This window comes from Ruegeria sp. CH10 (assembly GCF_056537125.1).
On sequence record NZ_JBQFQY010000005.1, the window covers coordinates 95,878 to 112,989 of the forward strand.

Here is a 17,112-nt window from a genome sequence, read left to right on the forward strand (position 1 = left end):
TGAGCTGCAGATCCGTCTACCGGCTACGAAGTTCAGACAACCACCCGGCTCTTGATATTTGACTACTATGGTTCCATATGAGAGTCGAGGCGCGAGCTTGTATTGCCCTCTTTCCGAGGCCCACGCGTAAGCGTGGGTTTTCGTGTTTTTGGAGATTGGCCTGGACCAACATTGTGCGGAGTGCATTCCTCGTTAGATTATTATTCTGACACTTGACGAACCTGTTGAACGTCACACGTGCCTGGTCCAACCGTCATAGTTGGACCAGAGAACCGGTGGACGCTCGACATAAGTTAGCACCCCATGTCAATTTTTCTTTTATCAACGGGTGAGATCCAGGACCGTAGATCAGTCGCTGTAACTCGCAACTGTTCGATCTTTTGTGTAGGCTGTTATCTGCCAATTGCGGCCCATTCCTGAACTTCGACCGACATTGGAGATGCTGCAGTGCGGCTCGTCAAACCTGCCGTTCGCTGCAAGAGCTCGATTTCATTCACCTCTACCGCTTCACTAGCGTATGTCTCTGGTCTTGGCTAAAGCATTAAAGCATCGAGTGATATTGTGTACCGGAATTGGTGCAGGGCTGCGGAAAGCGAAAGCAGCCAATCAGGCTGTTCTTACCAACGCTCAAAATGAAACAGTCGACCTTGCTCACCATCGTCGTGTAAGCGTAGAACGATGTCCTCCTCGTCTAATCCTTGATCGCTATCTGCTTCAACGGGTGGAAAATCAAAATCCATGACGGTGATGATCGACTGGATGCCAAGATCAGAGTACGCCCGCACGGAGGCGAGAAGGTTCAGTTTCGGACGAGGATCTAACAACTCAAAAATTCCATCATGAAAAACAAACCGCGGAAACGCACCTTCCAAGTGCGCTCTGACAATCGCTAGATCAAAAGCAACACATAGCAGTTTTTTGTATGAGGTTCCGTCCGCTTCGCTGGTGGACATCTCATTGCCATCCACAAAATCGGTGCGGAATTCCAAGTTACCTTCGCCATTGAGTGAGACTGAAAGGATAGCGTCTCGACCCAGAACTTCCTTTAACTGGCCACTGAAGTACTCTCGTACTTTGGACAAGAGGCTTGTCCTTTCTTGGCTAGCCTGCCGCAGAGCTTGCTCGGCGACCCCCTGCAGTTCTGCGTAGGTTGCTTTCGCCTCCCGAAGTTCGCGCCGTTTGTCTTGGATGTCTGACAATGTGTTGTGCTGGCGTTTTAGCAGCTCAACTTCCGCAGCGGTTTTGGCCACTTCGGCTGAAAGCGTGCGATATTTTTCGAACACGTCTTCGCTACGCAGATATTCAAGGTTCTTGCGGCGTTGTGTATTCAGAATTCTCAGCTCTGCATTGATCCGGTCGATTTCGGTTTTCGATGAACTGAGCTCTTCGCGAATGTATTCACTACGCTCTTCTGTGATGGCTTTGTTGAACGCGATCAGCTGCTCGAAATCTGTCTTCACCTGCTCAGGAAAATTTACACCTGCTTCTTCAAAGAGCACTTTTGCCTTTTGGGGGTCAAAAGCAATCTTGTCAGCTACCAAGCCGCGTTCCAACTCTGCCACAGTATGAGATAAAGTGTAGCGGCGTTGGTTCAAATCTGCGATTTGAGCGTCAATCTGATCGACGACGGCCGTTGTTTTGTCAGCATCGAAACCTTCAAAATCAAAGCCATCCAGTTCACCTTGCATTCGCGCTACGTCCACCTCGCGCAGCTGAATTAGAGCGTCGATCTTTTCCGGGTCATCCTCACTACCCTTAGCGTCCCGCTCGGCACTTGCCAGCAGTGCCGCCTTCATATCGATGTCCGCCTTCAACTCATATCGATTGGTGAATATGGCCGCATCCAGACCAAGAATCCTTGCAAGAACTGGCTTCCAGTCTTTGTCTCCCCCGGCATGGCGCTGGAGCTTGAAGACATCGTCGTAGTCCGCTTGGGTGCGTAGAAAATATCCGATTGCGTTTCTGAACTTCCACGGATCAATGTCCCTCAAGTCCAGATAGCCATCCAGTAAAGACTTTGCTTTGGCGAACGGCAATTCAAAGTGTGACCAAGCGTCTTCGGTTAAGCTGGTTAAGTCTGGCTGTGTCGCAGGTGACAAGGAAAAGCTCACCTTCGACGTGTTTGCGGCTGCGCGCCGGATGGTCAGGTACGATCCATCCAGTAGTTCAATCTCCAGAAAGAAAACAAACTCGCCAAAGAGGTCTCCTCTCTTCTTGAAGAAGTGGTCCTTGTTCGCGCTGCCCAACAAACAAAAGTCAATCACGCGTGCGAGTGTTGATTTACCCAGGTTGTGGGAACTTTTTGACTTGTTTTCGGGCAGGCGTATTTCAGCCAACACCACGTTCAAACCGTCATTGAACTGGATCGGCGTGAAGTAGTGATCAAGGTTGCTATAGAGTCTGCGCAGCCTCATGACTGCTCCAGGTATTCGAACCGGTCGGCCTTCGGCAGATAGCGGATCAGCCCTAGCATAAACAGAAGGTTCAACGCCGGTAGAAACAGCGTTTTGGCGCTCTTAGTTCGTTTTTCAACCAGGTTGACCAAATCAGCATAGGTTTCAGTTCGCTTCTTCTTCAGTCGCTCTAAAATGACGAACGCGACGCTCATCACCGTGAGGTCAGGATGGGCATGTTTAGACGGTCTGATCATCTTTATCCCTCCCGATGTCACAGTTCCAATACATGTAGTAGAGCATAGCGCGGGTAAGCCGCTTGTTCGACCTTAGAATGCCGGATCGGTCGATCAAAAGATCCAGCAGATAGTTAAAGACATCATCGAAGGTTTCGTATTCGGCCCGTTTGGCGATGATCTTCAAACTGAACTCTTCAACGGCTTCTTGATACGACGCCTTAAAGGATTCGTTGATCGGGTCAGACAAAAACTTCCGGATGTCGAACATCAGCTCAAAATAGAGCCTACGAAGAGTGGCCTCAAAATCCGGCGTCATATTGTTAAGGCGATTTTTTTCCACCAGTGGTGTGCGCGGTGTCGGCGTGCTGCGATCTTCGTCGGGTGACGCAACTGCGACGGCCTCCCGAAAACCTTCGATGGTGTCTGCCAGATCGTCGGGTCTAACGATTAGCGGCGACTGCAAGGGGTTGATAGAAAGTGAGGCCTGCGCATCTGGAAACAACTCCAACCAATCATCAAGCTGCTGCGTTCCTGCAAGCGCGATATTCTCTATGGCCATGCCGGTCTGATCTGAGATCAGCTTTGTAAGTTTCGCTTCGGCAATCCCTGACAGCTTGCGGTTAGAGATCAATAAGTAGTTTTGCGCCTCGCCGCTCTCATAGAGGTCTTTGATTTTTGGGATTTCTTCACAGATCAGCCCTGTCAGCTTCTCCGCATTACACACTGTTGGATCGCTAAAAGAAGCATTTAGTCCGTGGGTGTGCTTGGCTTGGATGACAGTGCATCCTGTCCAGGGCGACGCTTTTGACGGGTATTGTTCTGCGGTGCCTTTGAATTTTGCGTCTCTTCCGCCGTCTTTTCCAGCAGCAAACCCCATCAAACCGGCTCCAAAGAGTCTTTGACCAATTGCGACAACTATTTTTTCGAACTGATCATCGCTCAAATCAAAGTAACGGATCATATCGATTTGGCCTCAATTTTTGCCAACCGTTATATGGACATTGGTGTCACGAGCAACAGAAAATCGTTCACACCTCATCCCAGCAGATCTCGAACTGGAACGAATGCCAGATTGGTTTCTGCGGCGCGGCGTAGCTTTTCGTCAAGCACGTCGATCAATGAGAGACGGTTATGAACGACCTGATGCAGATCGAGCCCATCGGCACAGATAATGTTTGTGCGCCGACCCGTCCCGAATGCCTTCAGGCCATCCTCGGAAAAACCCGAATTACTGATGAAGAGCCCGCGCGTCCACGTAGCCTTGCCCGAGACCTTTCCCGAGAAGGTTAGCAGATCGGATTGTGCCGTCAGGCCTGCTTGCCATTTGGCTTCGACGAGGTAAGTCTCCCCATGCAGCTTGAAGCTTCCGTCTATCTGTTCGCCTGTCAGCCTGAAAGGTGCCCGTGGCGTCAGACCATAAGCGTCAAAAAGCTCATTGAGAAAGCGCTCATATTCATAACCACGCCGCTGAGGCGGGTGTTCAAATAGGCCAATCAAGCGAGCCGATAGCGCCTGCGCCAATTCGTCCGAAAGTCTAGTGACCTTCGGCGCCGCCTTCGTCTCCGGCTCGGACTGGTCTCCAGGCAGTGTTTCAAGAAACGCGGGATCGTTCAGCTCTGGCACTTTTAACGACAAACGCAAGAGCAGGACGTTCAATCCATCTATCTCCGCCCGGGTTAGAGGCTCGCCTTTGCCTCTGCGCCAAGTCATCGATTGTCGTACGATCGCAAGCATCAATGGGCTAAACTTGTGACGCCGTTGACTGAGGATTGAGGACAACATTTGGACAATCGCCGGGCGCTTGCTCCCACCGATCCAGTGGTCTTCGCATTGGACTTGTGCGGCCGCCAATGGGAATGCTGTCCGGGAGTTTCCGCTCCCGGGCAAGAAATTGTAGAGTAAGTCTGCGAGATCTTCCACGCATTGTTCCTCGACGAAATTCATGAGCGACCCCACTGGAATAAGAACGGAGCCGCTAACATGTTCTCGCTGAACGCTCCTGTAGCCCTTCGCAATCTGACTTTCACTAGTTGCCCTGGCCTCCCGTCAATTCACGGGACAGTGCCCTTTGCAAAGTGCTGCGGTTCACGCCAAGGAGCTCTGCCATCCCGGAAACGGTCTCGCGTTTCGCTTCGATAGCGGTCTTCGCGTGAAAGATTTGTGCGGCAGTCAGGGCGGGTGGTCGGCCCAACCGTTTGCCGCGCTTCTTCGCGGCTCGAAGACCTGCCTTGGTCCGCTCTTGGATCAGATCACGCTCAAACTCAGCCAAGGCGCCCATGATATGAAACACAAGCCGTCCACCTGCGGTCGTCGTGTCGATCCCGTCCATCAGGCTGCGGAATTCGATACCAAGATCCCCGAAGAGTTTCAGAAGGTGGATCAGGTCAGCGATGGACCGCCCTACCCTGTCTAGCTTCCAGACCACCAGAAGATCGCCCTCGCCCAATTGTTCCATTGCCTCTGAAAAACCCGTGCGAGTTTCTGCCGCTGTCGCGCCGCTTTGCGCTTTGTCAGTGATGATACGGTCGCACCCGGCTTCGGTCAGCGCCTCGATCTGCAAGTCAAGGTTCTGTTCTTCTGTAGACACTCGTGCATAGCCAATCTTCATAGAAACCTTTTGCACGAGGATTTTGCGGCAGTCCAGAGCAATTGGAATCAATGGCTTAGCGGTAGCGCTGAAAGCGCCGCAAAAAGGGTCCTTTTTGCGGCGCTTTAAATGAAGCCTGCCATTCGTCTCGCCTTGGGCGAAATCACAAGATGCGGGACAAAGCGCCAATTCGCTGCGGCGGCCCCAAGGTCCGCTTGGCTACGAAAGCTGCTGGTGACCCTAGTATTCTCGATTGAGGCCTCCAGCAAGTTTTGAGGCATTGGTAACAGATCACCTATGACCAGCCTGTTCGTTCTTTCATCATATACATTCCGGGGTTGATACATCGCTCCAGTTCGCGTTTGACGCAGGCCTTGAAGAGCGACGAGAAGCTTGTTGCTGCTGCGCCAGGATTTGCGAGTACGATGCCGATAACAGCGCTCGCGAGGGCGGATCGAATGGCGCAGGTTTCTGCGATTTTGAAGAGTGTCACGCCAAGTCGCTTAGGAATTGAGTAGTGCGCGTAGAGAACGCGCTTACACGTGCGGGTTTGAATGGTTGGGTACTTGAACGAAATCCGAGCACAGCCGATCTTGATTGTAGCGCGTTTCCAGACAACCTTGAACTCCGGGTATTGAAGAACCGTCATTATTCGAATTGTTTTCTTTTGCATGTCGCGCGGAGGACAGGCATCGCGCGTAGAATCTTCCATGAGAGTGTTGATGAAGCTAATCGCCTCACTATCGGTGAACCCAGCGGGAAGCTCAAGCTCGGCTGCGGAGTTAGTGCTTGAGTCGGCTTCAACGATTTTGCGTGACTCAGCTTCTGGAGGATCCGTAAGGGTCACGTTGTTCTCGGTGATGATTGTCCCGAGGACAGGTCTATCGATTTCGTCTCCGTTGTCGTTTACGCCTCCGATTACATCGACCCGGGTGTTCATATCCGTTTCGATGTCGTTGTCGTACTGCGCGAGGACCCGTCTTCGTTGCGCATCGTTGAAGTCGATCACGTAGCCGGTGAGGCGCTGCCATGGATCCGGTGATCTGCTTGGGTTTCGTTGGCTCGCGCGCCATTCGTCTTCTTTGTCTTGCCAGATTTTTTTGATGCGAACGCCAGGAACAACATCAAAGTCATCATCTGTGAGCCGAGCGGGATCCATCTCAGCTTCGAGATAGTTGTAAATGTTTCGGCCATGATCATTGATGTTGTAGTTTCGCAGAAGTTCCCGTGCGTGAGCTTTACCAACGTCGCTCAGCGTCGATTTCAAGAACAAAAGAAAGTCACAATAGATTTCCAGCTTTGCCTTTGAGTGGACAGTCGCAGGGACCCGGCCGATTATCCCATTTGATTGTTTGACCCGGTAAACTTCCTCGACGAGGAAGTCGTAGGTTTTGGTATCCGGAACCTCGCTTTCTCTGACGTCTAGCGACGGATCGTGGAGATAGTCTTCAGGGGGCGACGCGATGATCTGACCTGCGTCGACGGTGTGATCGAAAAGCGCATATTGTTCGCGATCTTCATCGATTAAAAAGTCTTTGAGATCTGGGTTAGTGAAATCGATGGACGTGTCTATCGTAACTGGCAAAGTGTTATCCTTCTGTTTTTTATTTGCGGGCGAATAGGAGTCCGGCTCGCAGAACCAAACGGTAGTGTCAGACAAAAAATCGATCAAGAACGCATGTGAATGAGATCGAGCGAACTCTGGTTCGGCACATCATTGCGGGAGCCCGCGACGACTTAGGAAGTCGATCCTTTAGGATCTCTGGCCCGCTAGTCTGATACCGATCACACCAGCGCTAGAAGGTAATCCTGAGAACACCTAGCTTATGCAGCGTAGGGTTGGTCGAAGAATGCGAGCCTACAACGAGGCGGATGATCCCAAGTTTCCAAGCCGCCCGGAATCTCGTGCGTCGTTGCTTCTATACGCGTTTATGATCTTTGCACAACCGCAGTTCCAAAGCTTACTCTGCCGCGACCTCCTTTAGATCACGGGACTTCCATCATAGGTGTCAAGCACTGTCCAAAACGCGAAGCTGACACTAGCACGCCGTGCAGCATCGGTTTACTTGGGCTCTGAGCTGCCCAATTCTCATGCGGCAACGACCGACATCGCGCGTCTCTGATACCGGTCATTCATTGAGAGTGTAGCTTCGTCCCGTCGGCGCGGTGCTGATGACTGGGCTTGGAGGGTGGATCGGAGGGCAAATTATGCCAAGAGTCCAACTTCCCGCAACCACCCCAAAACGCAGAGCCTGGAACAAGGGACGGATCATCGGTCAAAAGCGGCCTTTGCTGCCAAAGCAGGTCTGGGCGATCCGGGCGCGGCTTGAGCTGGCGGGTTATCTCCGCGACCTGGCTTTGTTTAACGTCGCCATCGACAGCAAGCTGCGTGGTTGTGATCTCGTGAAATTGGCCGTGTCAGACCTTGTAAAGGACGACCGCGTTCGGGAACGCGTTTCCGTGATCCAGAGCAAGACCAAGCGACCTGTGCAGTTCGAACTGACGGAAAACACGCGTGAAACCGTCCTGGCATGGGTCAAATCCCCAGAGATGTTTGGGTGTCGGTTCATGTTTCCCAGCCGCTTCCATGACCGCCCACATATCTCAACGCGACAATATGGTCGGCTTGTTCGCAATTGGGTCATGGCAATAGGATTGGAGCCAAGTGGTTACGGAACGCATTCACTTCGCCGGACCAAGGCAGCGGAGATTTATCGAAAAACCGGCAACCTCCGCGCAGTCCAACTGCTGCTTGGTCACACAAAGGTCGATAGTACAGTGCGCTACCTTGGTGTTGAACTCGAAGATGCCCTGAGCATCGCTGAGCGCATCGATATCTGAGCTACCCCGGCGAACGGTCCTGCCGTTCGCCATCCCGAAGAGGATGTCTATCCCTCATGCGGCGTTGGTCGGTGCCGATCCCACTTTGGCCAATGCTGCGCGATGCGCGAATGTCAGCTTTATGAATGAAAAGGCTTTCGGCAAGTCGAACTTCCAGCGAGATGTCATGCAGGACCGAGCTGGTCGCTAATTCACGACCTCGATTGTGGCGCTTGCCTCCGCCAAGTTTGCCACATGCGCCTTCAACACCCCGATGAACTGCACGCAAGCTTCGCTTGGTTCTGCCTTAACCGGGAACAGAAGTCCAAAGGACATCCAGCGTTCTGGCGTGATCGGAACGGTTCGAATGCGGTCTTTGTCCACGTTAGCAGCGACAAGTTCATCTGCGATGGTAACGCCTCCACCATCGGCGACGAGCGCGCAGGCCAACGAAGAAGATGCAACTTCGCAAGTCTGCTTTGGGAGTAGCCCTGCTGATCGAAACATGTCATCCAGTTGATCGCGCAGAAGCAATCCGTGCATCAGTCGGACAATTGGAACGTCTGCCAGTTTGTCGATGGAAATCTCCTTCAGATCGGCGAGTGGATGATCGACAGGAACAACGGCCTGTGCTCTTACGCGCAGTAACAGCTCGGTTCGGATCTCCGGATGTTCGACTGGCAGTGCCCCAATACCGATATCATACTCGCGGCCGGCCAACCATTTTCCAGCCTCGCGACGAGCGCGAACGTCCAGGCTGACATTGGTGTCAGGGTTGGCTCTTACAAATTGACCAACCGCAGGAGAGGCGAGCGCTCGGGCGATGCGTGGCATCGCGACGATACGAAGGCTTTGTGTACGGCCTGCCCGGATCTCGGCAGCGATGCCCGGGATTTCGTCGAGATTGTCGAGAATACGCCCCGCTTCGCGATAAAAGGCAAGCCCCTCAGCTGTTGGTGTAAGGTTGCGACCACTTCGATCAAAGAGATCAAGTCGCAACTCGCCTTCGAGGCCCGAGATCAATCGGCTCACTGCCGGTTGGGACAGGTGCAATATGTTCGCTGCCGCTGCGAGGGATCCTTCCGACAACGTCGCTCTAAACGCGCGTAGGGCTTTGATATTCATGTTCGTCACCGTCACTTGCATTCAGTGCAAGTAAACTAAACATCTTTGCATTTTTCGCAATCCAGCGCGTCTGCTAGATGAAATCAGGAAAGAAAATAGGGAGGACTTCATGAAACGCAGAACGCTTATCTCCGCTGCTTTGGCAGGTTTTGCCGTTGTGGCAACTGCAACCGCCAGTTTCGCGGCCGATTGGCCCAAACGCCCGATCAACCTGATTGTACCCTATAAAGCCGGCGGTGGCACAGACGCTTATGCCCGCGCCATTTCAGCCGCAGCTGAAGGCATTCTGGAGGTACCGGTTGTGGTCGTCAACAAACCCGGATCGGGTGGCTTGAATGGCGCCAATTCGGTCGTCGGCGCCCGACCGGATGGCTATACCATGTTGATGACCTCTGGGGGTTCGTTCCTGCTGTCTACCATGACGCGCGATACCGACATTGACGCTCTGGAGAGCTTTGACTTTGTCGCTCAGGTTGGTGAATTGCAAACCTCGCTGATGGTTCCCAAAGACAGTCCGTTCCAATCTGTTCAGGACGTGATCGACGCTGCCAAAGCCAATCCCGGCTCGCTTCGCTGGGCGCATTCTGGTCGCGGTGGTTTTCACCACGTCGGCGGAATGGGATTTCTAGCCAATAACGGTATTGAAGCGCAGGATGTTCCTTTCAAAGGCGGCGGGCCGACCCGTGCCGCTTTGATCGGAGAGCAGGCCGATTTCGGGTTCCTGGGCGTACAACAGTTGGCCGGGTTCGAAGACCAACTGCGTGCGTTGGCCGTGAACAGTCAAGAACGCGACGGTATCATGTCTGATGTTCCGTCCTTCGGTGAACTCGGTATTCCATTTGCGGCCGTGTCTTCACCGGTGATCGTGTTTGCCCCGAAGGGCACACCGCCGGAAGTGGTTGCAGCGATGGAATCCGCATTGGAGCAGATCGCGGCGAAGCCGGAGTTTGCTGAATTTCTGGCCTCGCGCGGAACAGGGCCGGTCTATCAGAACGGCGCGGATGCCAAGGCCACGTTGAGTTCAATGAAGAACGATGCAGCACCCTTGGTCGAAAGCCTCTCAAACTAGAAAAACACCAAGGCCGGGCGGCTTAACGCCCCCGGCTTTTTTCTGTGCACGAAAAACTCAGGGAGGAAGACATGCGTGCCTATGCTGAGGGCTTGGTGCTGGCCACCATTTCGATGTTCGCAATCTGGGGCGCATGGCAGGTACCTGCGGCTTCACCCGGAGACACCTGGGCCGGGATTGTCCCGTTTTCTGCCTCGGTTGCGCTTTTTGTGTTGTCTGGGTTTCTACTCGTGGGCGCGCCCCGCCAGACTGGAGATGTTGTCACGGCGAATACGGATAACGGAGCAACTGCTCAGATTGTCGCGCTGTTCATCATTGCACTGATCTACCAGCAATCCTTCCGCTGGTTCGGTTACTTGCTGCCCACGGCCATCGTGGCCCCCATCGTGCTTTATATGTTCGGCGTGCGCAGCTGGATCGGTCTTGCGGTATCCGTGGTCGTCTGCCCGCTGGTCTTTCATCTCATCTTTTTCGTGCTGCTTGGTGTCTTTCCGCCTTATGGCGAAGTTTTCGACCTACTTAGCTGGATACAGGGGTAGTATCTCATGGAAATCTTTCCCGCCCTTCTTTCGGTCATCACCGACCCGATGCTGCTGTTCGCAATTGTTCTTGCCGCTGCTGTTGGCATGATTGTGGGGGCCACGCCCGGTCTGACGGCATCAGCTGCAATCGCGATGCTGTTGCCGATCACCTTCTACATGTCGCCTCTGTTCGCGCTCGCCTTTCTCTATGTGATCGGTAAATCGGGACGCTACGGCGGTTCTATCGCGGCCATCCTGTTCAATACGCCGGGCACGGCCGCAAGTGCGGCAACCCATATTGATGGTTATCCGCTGGCTCGCGCAGGCAAGGCGGGCAAAGCAATGAAGGTCGCCACGATTTCATCCGTCATCGGTGACTTGATGGGAGACATTCTGTTGGTTGTCGGCGTTGGTTTCATTGCAGCGATAGCGCTGAAACTCGGACCGCCAGAGACGTTCGCGATTTACTTCGCCGCCTTTGTGGTGATCGGGTCGGTGATCGGGAAGTCTATCGTCAAAGGCTTGGCCTCCGCCCTCCTGGGTATTTTGGTGGCAATGGTTGGTCTCGATCCGATTTCCAGCGAAGAACGCTACACATTCGGCTCATTCGACTTATCCAACGGGATCGGTCTGGTGCCGCTGATGATCGGTGTGTTTGTTCTGGGTGAGGTTTTTGCTCAACTCGAAGAACGTCGCAAGGCGACCGGCGAGACCAAAGAAAACAAAAGCATTGCCGACGGCAACGATCTGACATGGGAGGAATATAAGCCCTGTTTACCCCACGCCCTCCGCGGTGGGTTTATTGGGGCAGGCATCGGTGTCCTGCCAGGTCTGGGTTCTGCAATTGCGGCCTTCATCTCTTATGGGGAAGGAAAACGCCGCGCGAAGAATCCCGAAGAGTGGGGCCAAGGTGCGCTGGAAGGCGTCGCCGCGCCGGAAGCCGCGAACAATGCTGTGTCCGGCCCATCCATGGCGCCGCTGCTGACACTGGGCATTCCCGGCTCGACAATCGGTGCGATCCTTTTGGGCGTGTTCCTGATCCACGGCATTCAGGTGGGGCCGACGCTGTTCCTGACCGACAAGGAACTTGTCTACAAGCTATTTGCCTGCGGTATGCTTGGTATTCTGGCCTATGGCCTGATCGGTTACTTCGGGGCCACACAGGTTGCCCGTCTGATCCTGAAAATCCCGACAAATGTTCTATACCCACTGATCTTCATGACCGCCTTTGTGGCGGCGTATTCGGCGCGCGGGTCGATGTTTGATGTCACGGTCATGACCTGTGCCGGGTTCGTCGGGTGGTTGATGCGCAAATATGATTTCAACATCGCAGCCTTCGTGATCTCGTTTGTCCTGGCCAAGGGCGCGGAAGAGACTTTTCGCCAATCGCTGTTGATGTCGGACGGCGGTGCCCTGATCTTTGTAGAACGCCCAATCGCGCTTGCTTTCCTGATCCTTGGGGCTGGAGCCATTGCCTTCCGTATCCGCGGCATCATGAAAGAGCGCAAATTGATTCAGGGAGGGCTGGGTGATGCTTGATTGGCAACTCATGCAGGGTAGCTTTTCGAGCACAGAAATGCGCCGTATCTGGTCTGAAGCCTCAACAATCTCTGCATGGATCAAGGTCGAACAGGCACTTATGCACGCGCAAAGCGATGCAGGTCTTGTGCCGCGCGAAGCTGTCGTTGCGTTGGACGGATTTTCTATCGGGCATCTGGACCAGGATCGATTGCGCGAGGACATGGCGCTTGTTGGACGGCCCATCGTCGGTCTGGTCGGTCAATTGCGCGAACATGTTGGCAAAGATCTCGCGCCATATGTCCATTTCAACAGCACGACGCAAGACATCATGGACACGGGCTTGGCGATGCAAATGAAGCTCGGTCTGACGACAGTGCTCAGCGACCTCGATCAGCTCGTATCCTCCCTGACGGACCTGATCGAGGTGCACCCCACCACGCAGATGATCGGGCGCACCAACGGGCAACATGCCGTTCCTATGCTGCTGCGGACCAAGTTTGAGGTCTGGCGCGCAGAACTCCTGCGCCGTCGCGAGGCGATTATCGAAGCGGAAAGGCGCGGGATACTGGTTCAGGTCGGCGGACCGTTGGGAGATTTGTCAAAATATGAGGCTGGAACCGGGGCAGGGATAAAGGCGCAAATGGCCAAGGAACTTGGCCTTGGCGCGGTAGACCCTCATTGGCAAAACGCGCGTGATGGCGTGGGCGATATTGTCTCGTCGCTCGGCGCGCTTTGTGCGACGATCTGTAAAATAGCCCACAACATCAATCTGCTGTCGTCCAGCGATATCGGTGAGGTCTGCGAATGCCATGAAAACGGCAAGGGCGCTTCATCCTCGATGCATCACAAGCGCAACCAGCGGGCCAGTGAATTTGCCGAAGCCGTCGCAAGGCTGGGGCGCCAGCGGTCAGAGCAGATCGGAGAACTGACCATGCACCAGCATGAGCGTTCTGGCGGTGTCTGGGTTGGCGAATGGCTCGTGGTTCCTGAGGTGTTTCTGCTATCATCCGGCGCTCTGTCATGGGCGAAACGGATGCTGACTGATCTGAGAGTCAACGAAGGCCAGATGAAACGGAATTTGGTCTGCGAAGAACCAAAGAATTAAATACAATCAAAGAAGTAACAGACCTGAGCTTAACTTCCTTCATCTGCTTTCGCTTAAGGAAGAACTGGCGTGTTGCAGAGCATCTGCGAAATCACCCTCAATAATGTCATACGCTTCAATGCCAACAGAAACTCGGATCAGGTTGTCTTCGATACCAAGCGTCAGTCGTGCTTCTCGCGATAGCTTCCGGTGTGAAGAAACAGAGGGCATGATTACCATTGTGGCCACGTCGCCCAGCGTGGGACCATATGGGATGCTTTTGAGGGATTCCAAGAAGCGGTCAGCTTCGGTCCGTGCTCCGTTCAGTACAAAGGATAGGATCGAGCCCGCTCCCGGCAGTAGCTCTTTCGCCAGATCAAAGTCTGGATGACTTGGCAGACCCGGATAGTGGACTTTGCTAATCATGGGGTGACCTTCGAAATAACGCGCGAGCCTAAGCGCGTTTTCTTGCGCTCGTTCAAAGCGCAAATCAAACGTGTTTAGACCGCGTTCGGCCATCCAGCAATTATAGGGGCTCGCGTTGAACCCCAGTGTTTTTACCGTTTCTTCTATCTGGTCTATGAGGTCGGGGTCTCGTGCACCGAGATATCCAAGGTTCAGATCTGAATGCCCCGATAGCATCTTTGTCACTGACTGCATGACCAGATCAGCGCCATGTTTCAATGGGTTGAACAAGCGTGGCGTGGTAAACGTATTGTCTACCAAAACGAGCGCGCCCACTTTGCGGGCCGCCGCAACGAGCGCTTGGAAATGTGTCACCCTCAGCATGGGGTTCGAAATAATCTCGACCAAAACGATACGTGTGCCGGGAACAATAGCTGTTTCAAACGTGGCAGGATCAGATGCATCAAACTTTCGCGTCTCAAACCCCAGGCGAGGTAGATCGCGATCAATCATTAGCAATGAGCGGCCATAGAGCTGCGATGCGGCTGCGACGCAGTCGCCCTTTTCCAACAGTGCAAACATCGCGGCGGAAAGTGCTGTCATTCCGGATGCCGTCATAATGCCGGTGGTCGCATGTTCCATCCAGTTTAGTTTGTCCGCCAAACTGGCAGCATTGGGATGCCCGTCGCGAGAGTAAGTAAAACCCTCTGCTTCATGGTTGAAAACAGCCTCTAACTGGCTGGCGCTTTCGTAGGTGTACATTGCCGATGGTGAAAGAGGATTAACCAGAGGCGATCCGGTATTTCCAGGCATGACATCCCGTCGGACAACTGACCGGCGTATCTTGCTCATGGTCTTTCCTTCCAAGTTCTATTTCCAATGGCCACCCGTCGTCATGGATTTTGGGCAGATTTCGGCCTGAACCAAGAGAGGATCTGGCTCATCTGGCTCGACTGATTATGCGGCGGATTTGTGGTGAAGCAAGCACTTGGTCTCAATGGTCTTCCGTTTGATCCTTTCTCGTTGTTTAATAATAATTTGGTCGCGATGGAAGCAGATATCTGCCGGGATAGAGTTTGCAGATTCTCGTGACAACACCGGTGATTGCAATGATCGACGACGGCATCCATCTGTTGCTTGAGATCGTCGGGCAGCGCGACCCAGCCCAACGGTCTTGTTTTCTTTTCCGTTCTACCGGGCGCTCTGCTGGCATCGAAAATGGTGATGGATGGCTTTGGTGTAAGTGGAAAGGATCTACAGCTCGGGGCAGACGTACTGTGACACCTCTGTTTGGATGATGAGTTCACCGGTTCCTCCGACCGAGAATGGGGCAACGATGCAGGCGACTTTGGCCGTATCGACCCAGGACAAGCGGATGACGTCTTTAGTGCAATTTAAGTGCAATCGCGTTGTTGACAGGGAAGGGATCAGCTTAGCACGCCTAAGTAGACATCCATATTCCAGTGCGGAACACCAGGTTTGTCCGCGTCTGAGTTGTCGGATTGGACTGCGGCGAAAGCTTGGTTTCGGTTTCAGCCGGATCTACGCCATGGACTGTCTGCTTCGATGACTTGCGCCGCACCGCAACAACAAGCATTCTGCAGCGGCGAGCAAATGCTGCTTCAGCAATAGCGGCGTGAGCAAAAGGCCGGTTTGTCCCGCAAAGTGGGCATTCGTCAGCAGGTGTTTCCCGCAAGGTCTTGCAAGGATCGGGAGGCAACGGTTGATGCCTCCCGAGAATTGATTTCTACTGGGACATCCCGCCTTCGGTCGAAATTTGTTCTTCAACATGACCTTGGTTGGTGACGTTCGAACCCCGTGGAGGATAGTCCTTGAACGTAGAAAGGTGGTTTTGAACGATTTTGGCCGCTGGGCCAAATGCCCACATCTTGTTGCCCATCCACCGTGTATACATCCCAGATTCCTCGGCCGCTTTTTCATAGGGATCGCGGCGCAGGTTGAACAGGAGGGGGGCGTTCAATTCCTCTTTGGGGCCAGCCCACCCCTGGGACTGGATCGTGAAATGTGCTTTCCAGTCACCATGGCGTACAGCTTGCAGGTCCGGTCCTTCGTAGTAGATGATCTCGTCGCGGCTGCTCTCGCCCTCACCGGTCAGGAATGACAGTTGGTTGTACCCATCCAGATGCACCTGATAGCCCTCGTATCCTTCCAGCAATGATCCGGTCAGATCGTCAGGCCCTCCGGCGGCGGCAACAAGGGTGGGCATCCAGTCAAGACCGGCAAAAATACCGTTGCTGACGGTTCCGGCCGGGACTTTTCCGGGCCAGCGAATGATGGCAGGGACGCGGAAGCCACCTTCCCAGGTTGTGCCTTTCTCGCCATGGAACGGGGTTGTTCCACCATCGGGCCAGGTCATGGTTTCGGGACCGTTGTCAGACGTAAAGACGACAATCGTATTGTCCGAGACGCCCAACTCGTCCAGCCGGGCCATGACTTTGCCCACGTTGTCGTCCAGCTCTTTCATCACGACATCCTGCAAGCCGCGCCCGTCGCCCAGCATGGCCTCGTATTCGGGGCTTAGATGGGTCCAGACATGCGCGCGCGCCGGGGCCATCCAGACAAAGAACGGCGTATCGCTGTCGACCGCGCGGTTGATGAAGTCCAGCGTATGGGCCGTTACCTCGTTATCCAATGTCTTCTGCCGTTCAGGCGGGGCCGGGCCATCGTCGATGATGCGTTGCTTGCCAACCAGACCCCAGCGCGGATCTACGGTTTCATCGACCGTGTCCGTGGCATAAGCATGAATGATGTTGCGAGGGCCAAATGTGTCATTGAATTTCTGATCTTTTGGCCAATCCGGGTCGGATGTGTATTCCATCGCGTTCAGATGATAGAGCCAGCCCCAATATTCATCAAAGCCTTTTACCGTCGGGAGGAATTTATTCATATCCCCCAGATGGTTCTTGCCGAATTGACCGGTCGTGTAGCCCAGCGACTTCAGCATATTGGCCAGGGTCGGATCATCCTCGCTCAGACCTTTTTCAGGATCTCCCGGCAGGCCAACCGTGTGCATTCCGGTACGGACCGGCAATTGTCCAGTGATGAAGGCCGATCGACCGGCAGTGCAGCTCGGTTGCGCATAGTAATCCGTTAGACGCATACCGTCGGCGGCCAACTGATCAAGATTGGGGGTTTGGATGCTTTTCACGCCCTGATGATAGCTGCCAAGGCTGGCCCAGCCGACGTCGTCGGCCATGATGACAAGGATATTGGGTTGGTCGGTTTCGGCCAGAACCGGCATGGCACAGACTGTTGCCGTCGCCAGCGTGGCGGAAGCCGCAATAGATCGAAGAATGAACATAGGTACCTCTGTGGACGTAAGACGAA

Annotated in this window: 15 protein-coding genes; 6 read left to right on the plus strand and 9 right to left on the minus strand. The window is 53.9% G+C overall.

The features are described from left to right. Positions 1-617: 617 nt before the first annotated feature. The 6 genes from ACRZ94_RS15375 to ACRZ94_RS15400 form a co-directional block, all read right to left on the minus strand. The gene (locus ACRZ94_RS15375; RefSeq protein ID WP_480797745.1) at positions 618-2,414 is read right to left on the minus strand and encodes a DUF2326 domain-containing protein; all 1,797 of its coding nucleotides are present in this window, start codon (positions 2,412-2,414) and stop codon (positions 618-620) included. Further along, positions 2,411-2,650, minus strand: a complete 240-nt coding sequence (locus ACRZ94_RS15380) for an ABC-three component system middle component 8 (protein ID WP_480797746.1) — start codon at positions 2,648-2,650, stop codon at positions 2,411-2,413. The genes ACRZ94_RS15375 and ACRZ94_RS15380 overlap by 4 nt, the downstream gene beginning before the upstream one ends. Then, positions 2,634-3,593 (minus strand): ABC-three component system protein, encoded by a 960-nt coding sequence (locus tag ACRZ94_RS15385; RefSeq protein ID WP_480797747.1) that lies wholly within the window; start codon positions 3,591-3,593, stop codon positions 2,634-2,636. The genes ACRZ94_RS15380 and ACRZ94_RS15385 overlap by 17 nt, the downstream gene beginning before the upstream one ends. Before the next feature lie 74 nt (positions 3,594-3,667). Continuing rightward, a complete protein-coding gene (locus ACRZ94_RS15390; RefSeq protein WP_480797748.1) occupies positions 3,668-4,576 on the minus strand; it encodes a restriction endonuclease in 909 nt (302 codons plus the stop codon). Positions 4,577-4,658: 82 nt separating this feature from the next. Next, positions 4,659-5,408, minus strand: a complete 750-nt coding sequence (locus tag ACRZ94_RS15395; protein WP_480797749.1) for a recombinase family protein — start codon at positions 5,406-5,408, stop codon at positions 4,659-4,661. A 106-nt stretch (positions 5,409-5,514) separates the two neighbouring features. Then, complete coding sequence (locus tag ACRZ94_RS15400; RefSeq protein ID WP_480797750.1) at positions 5,515-6,891, minus strand: hypothetical protein; 1,377 nt, start codon at positions 6,889-6,891, stop codon at positions 5,515-5,517. A 536-nt stretch (positions 6,892-7,427) separates the two neighbouring features. Between ACRZ94_RS15400 and ACRZ94_RS15405 the strand changes: the two genes are divergently transcribed. Both ACRZ94_RS15405 and ACRZ94_RS15410 read left to right on the plus strand, forming a co-directional pair. Then, on the plus strand, positions 7,428-8,060 hold the full coding sequence (locus tag ACRZ94_RS15405) for a tyrosine-type recombinase/integrase (RefSeq protein WP_480797847.1): 633 nt from the start codon (positions 7,428-7,430) through the stop codon (positions 8,058-8,060). A 43-nt stretch (positions 8,061-8,103) separates the two neighbouring features. Then, the gene (locus ACRZ94_RS15410; RefSeq protein WP_480797751.1) at positions 8,104-8,250 is read left to right on the plus strand and encodes a hypothetical protein; all 147 of its coding nucleotides are present in this window, start codon (positions 8,104-8,106) and stop codon (positions 8,248-8,250) included. Here ACRZ94_RS15410 and ACRZ94_RS15415 read toward each other — a convergent pair. Further along, positions 8,247-9,164 (minus strand): LysR family transcriptional regulator, encoded by a 918-nt coding sequence (locus tag ACRZ94_RS15415; protein WP_480797752.1) that lies wholly within the window; start codon positions 9,162-9,164, stop codon positions 8,247-8,249. The genes ACRZ94_RS15410 and ACRZ94_RS15415 overlap by 4 nt on opposite strands. A gap of 109 nt (positions 9,165-9,273) precedes the next feature. Here ACRZ94_RS15415 and ACRZ94_RS15420 point away from each other — a divergent pair, with 109 nt between their 5' ends. The 4 genes from ACRZ94_RS15420 to ACRZ94_RS15435 all read left to right on the plus strand — a co-directional run bounded on the left by ACRZ94_RS15420 (position 9,274) and on the right by ACRZ94_RS15435 (position 13,380). Then, the gene (locus ACRZ94_RS15420) at positions 9,274-10,233 is read left to right on the plus strand and encodes a Bug family tripartite tricarboxylate transporter substrate binding protein (protein WP_480797753.1); all 960 of its coding nucleotides are present in this window, start codon (positions 9,274-9,276) and stop codon (positions 10,231-10,233) included. A gap of 71 nt (positions 10,234-10,304) precedes the next feature. After that, positions 10,305-10,772: a tripartite tricarboxylate transporter TctB family protein gene (locus ACRZ94_RS15425; RefSeq protein ID WP_480797754.1), complete on the plus strand. Its 468-nt coding sequence runs from the start codon at positions 10,305-10,307 to the stop codon at positions 10,770-10,772. Between the two features lie 6 nt (positions 10,773-10,778). Further along, entirely contained in the window at positions 10,779-12,293 is a 1,515-nt protein-coding gene (locus ACRZ94_RS15430) for a tripartite tricarboxylate transporter permease (protein WP_480797755.1), read from the plus strand. A 37-nt stretch (positions 12,294-12,330) separates the two neighbouring features. Next, positions 12,331-13,380, plus strand: a complete 1,050-nt coding sequence (locus ACRZ94_RS15435; RefSeq protein ID WP_480797756.1) for a lyase family protein — start codon at positions 12,331-12,333, stop codon at positions 13,378-13,380. 39 nt (positions 13,381-13,419) lie between these two features. On the opposite strand, the gene ACRZ94_RS15440 is transcribed toward ACRZ94_RS15435, so the two are convergent. Beyond that, positions 13,420-14,616 carry a trans-sulfuration enzyme family protein gene (locus ACRZ94_RS15440; RefSeq protein ID WP_480797757.1) on the minus strand — a complete coding sequence of 399 codons (1,197 nt, stop codon included), beginning with the start codon at positions 14,614-14,616 and terminating at the stop codon, positions 13,420-13,422. Between the two features lie 895 nt (positions 14,617-15,511). Then, positions 15,512-17,086 carry an arylsulfatase gene (locus ACRZ94_RS15445; RefSeq protein ID WP_480797758.1) on the minus strand — a complete coding sequence of 525 codons (1,575 nt, stop codon included), beginning with the start codon at positions 17,084-17,086 and terminating at the stop codon, positions 15,512-15,514. Between the last annotated feature and the right edge of the window lie 26 nt (positions 17,087-17,112).

Coding starts and splice junctions, on each gene's coding strand:
- ACRZ94_RS15390 (WP_480797748.1), bottom strand. CDS start 4,576: ATGAATTTCGTCGAGGAACAATGCGTGGAAGATCTCGCAGACTTACTC.
- ACRZ94_RS15440 (WP_480797757.1), bottom strand. CDS start 14,616: ATGAGCAAGATACGCCGGTCAGTTGTCCGACGGGATGTCATGCCTGGA.
- ACRZ94_RS15415 (WP_480797752.1), bottom strand. CDS start 9,164: ATGAATATCAAAGCCCTACGCGCGTTTAGAGCGACGTTGTCGGAAGGA.
- ACRZ94_RS15375 (WP_480797745.1), bottom strand. CDS start 2,414: ATGAGGCTGCGCAGACTCTATAGCAACCTTGATCACTACTTCACGCCG.
- ACRZ94_RS15380 (WP_480797746.1), bottom strand. CDS start 2,650: ATGATCAGACCGTCTAAACATGCCCATCCTGACCTCACGGTGATGAGC.
- ACRZ94_RS15425 (WP_480797754.1), top strand. CDS start 10,305: ATGCGTGCCTATGCTGAGGGCTTGGTGCTGGCCACCATTTCGATGTTC.
- ACRZ94_RS15435 (WP_480797756.1), top strand. CDS start 12,331: ATGCGCCGTATCTGGTCTGAAGCCTCAACAATCTCTGCATGGATCAAG.
- ACRZ94_RS15405 (WP_480797847.1), top strand. CDS start 7,428: ATGCCAAGAGTCCAACTTCCCGCAACCACCCCAAAACGCAGAGCCTGG.
- ACRZ94_RS15445 (WP_480797758.1), bottom strand. CDS start 17,086: ATGTTCATTCTTCGATCTATTGCGGCTTCCGCCACGCTGGCGACGGCA.
- ACRZ94_RS15430 (WP_480797755.1), top strand. CDS start 10,779: ATGGAAATCTTTCCCGCCCTTCTTTCGGTCATCACCGACCCGATGCTG.
- ACRZ94_RS15410 (WP_480797751.1), top strand. CDS start 8,104: ATGTCTATCCCTCATGCGGCGTTGGTCGGTGCCGATCCCACTTTGGCC.
- ACRZ94_RS15420 (WP_480797753.1), top strand. CDS start 9,274: ATGAAACGCAGAACGCTTATCTCCGCTGCTTTGGCAGGTTTTGCCGTT.
- ACRZ94_RS15385 (WP_480797747.1), bottom strand. CDS start 3,593: ATGATCCGTTACTTTGATTTGAGCGATGATCAGTTCGAAAAAATAGTT.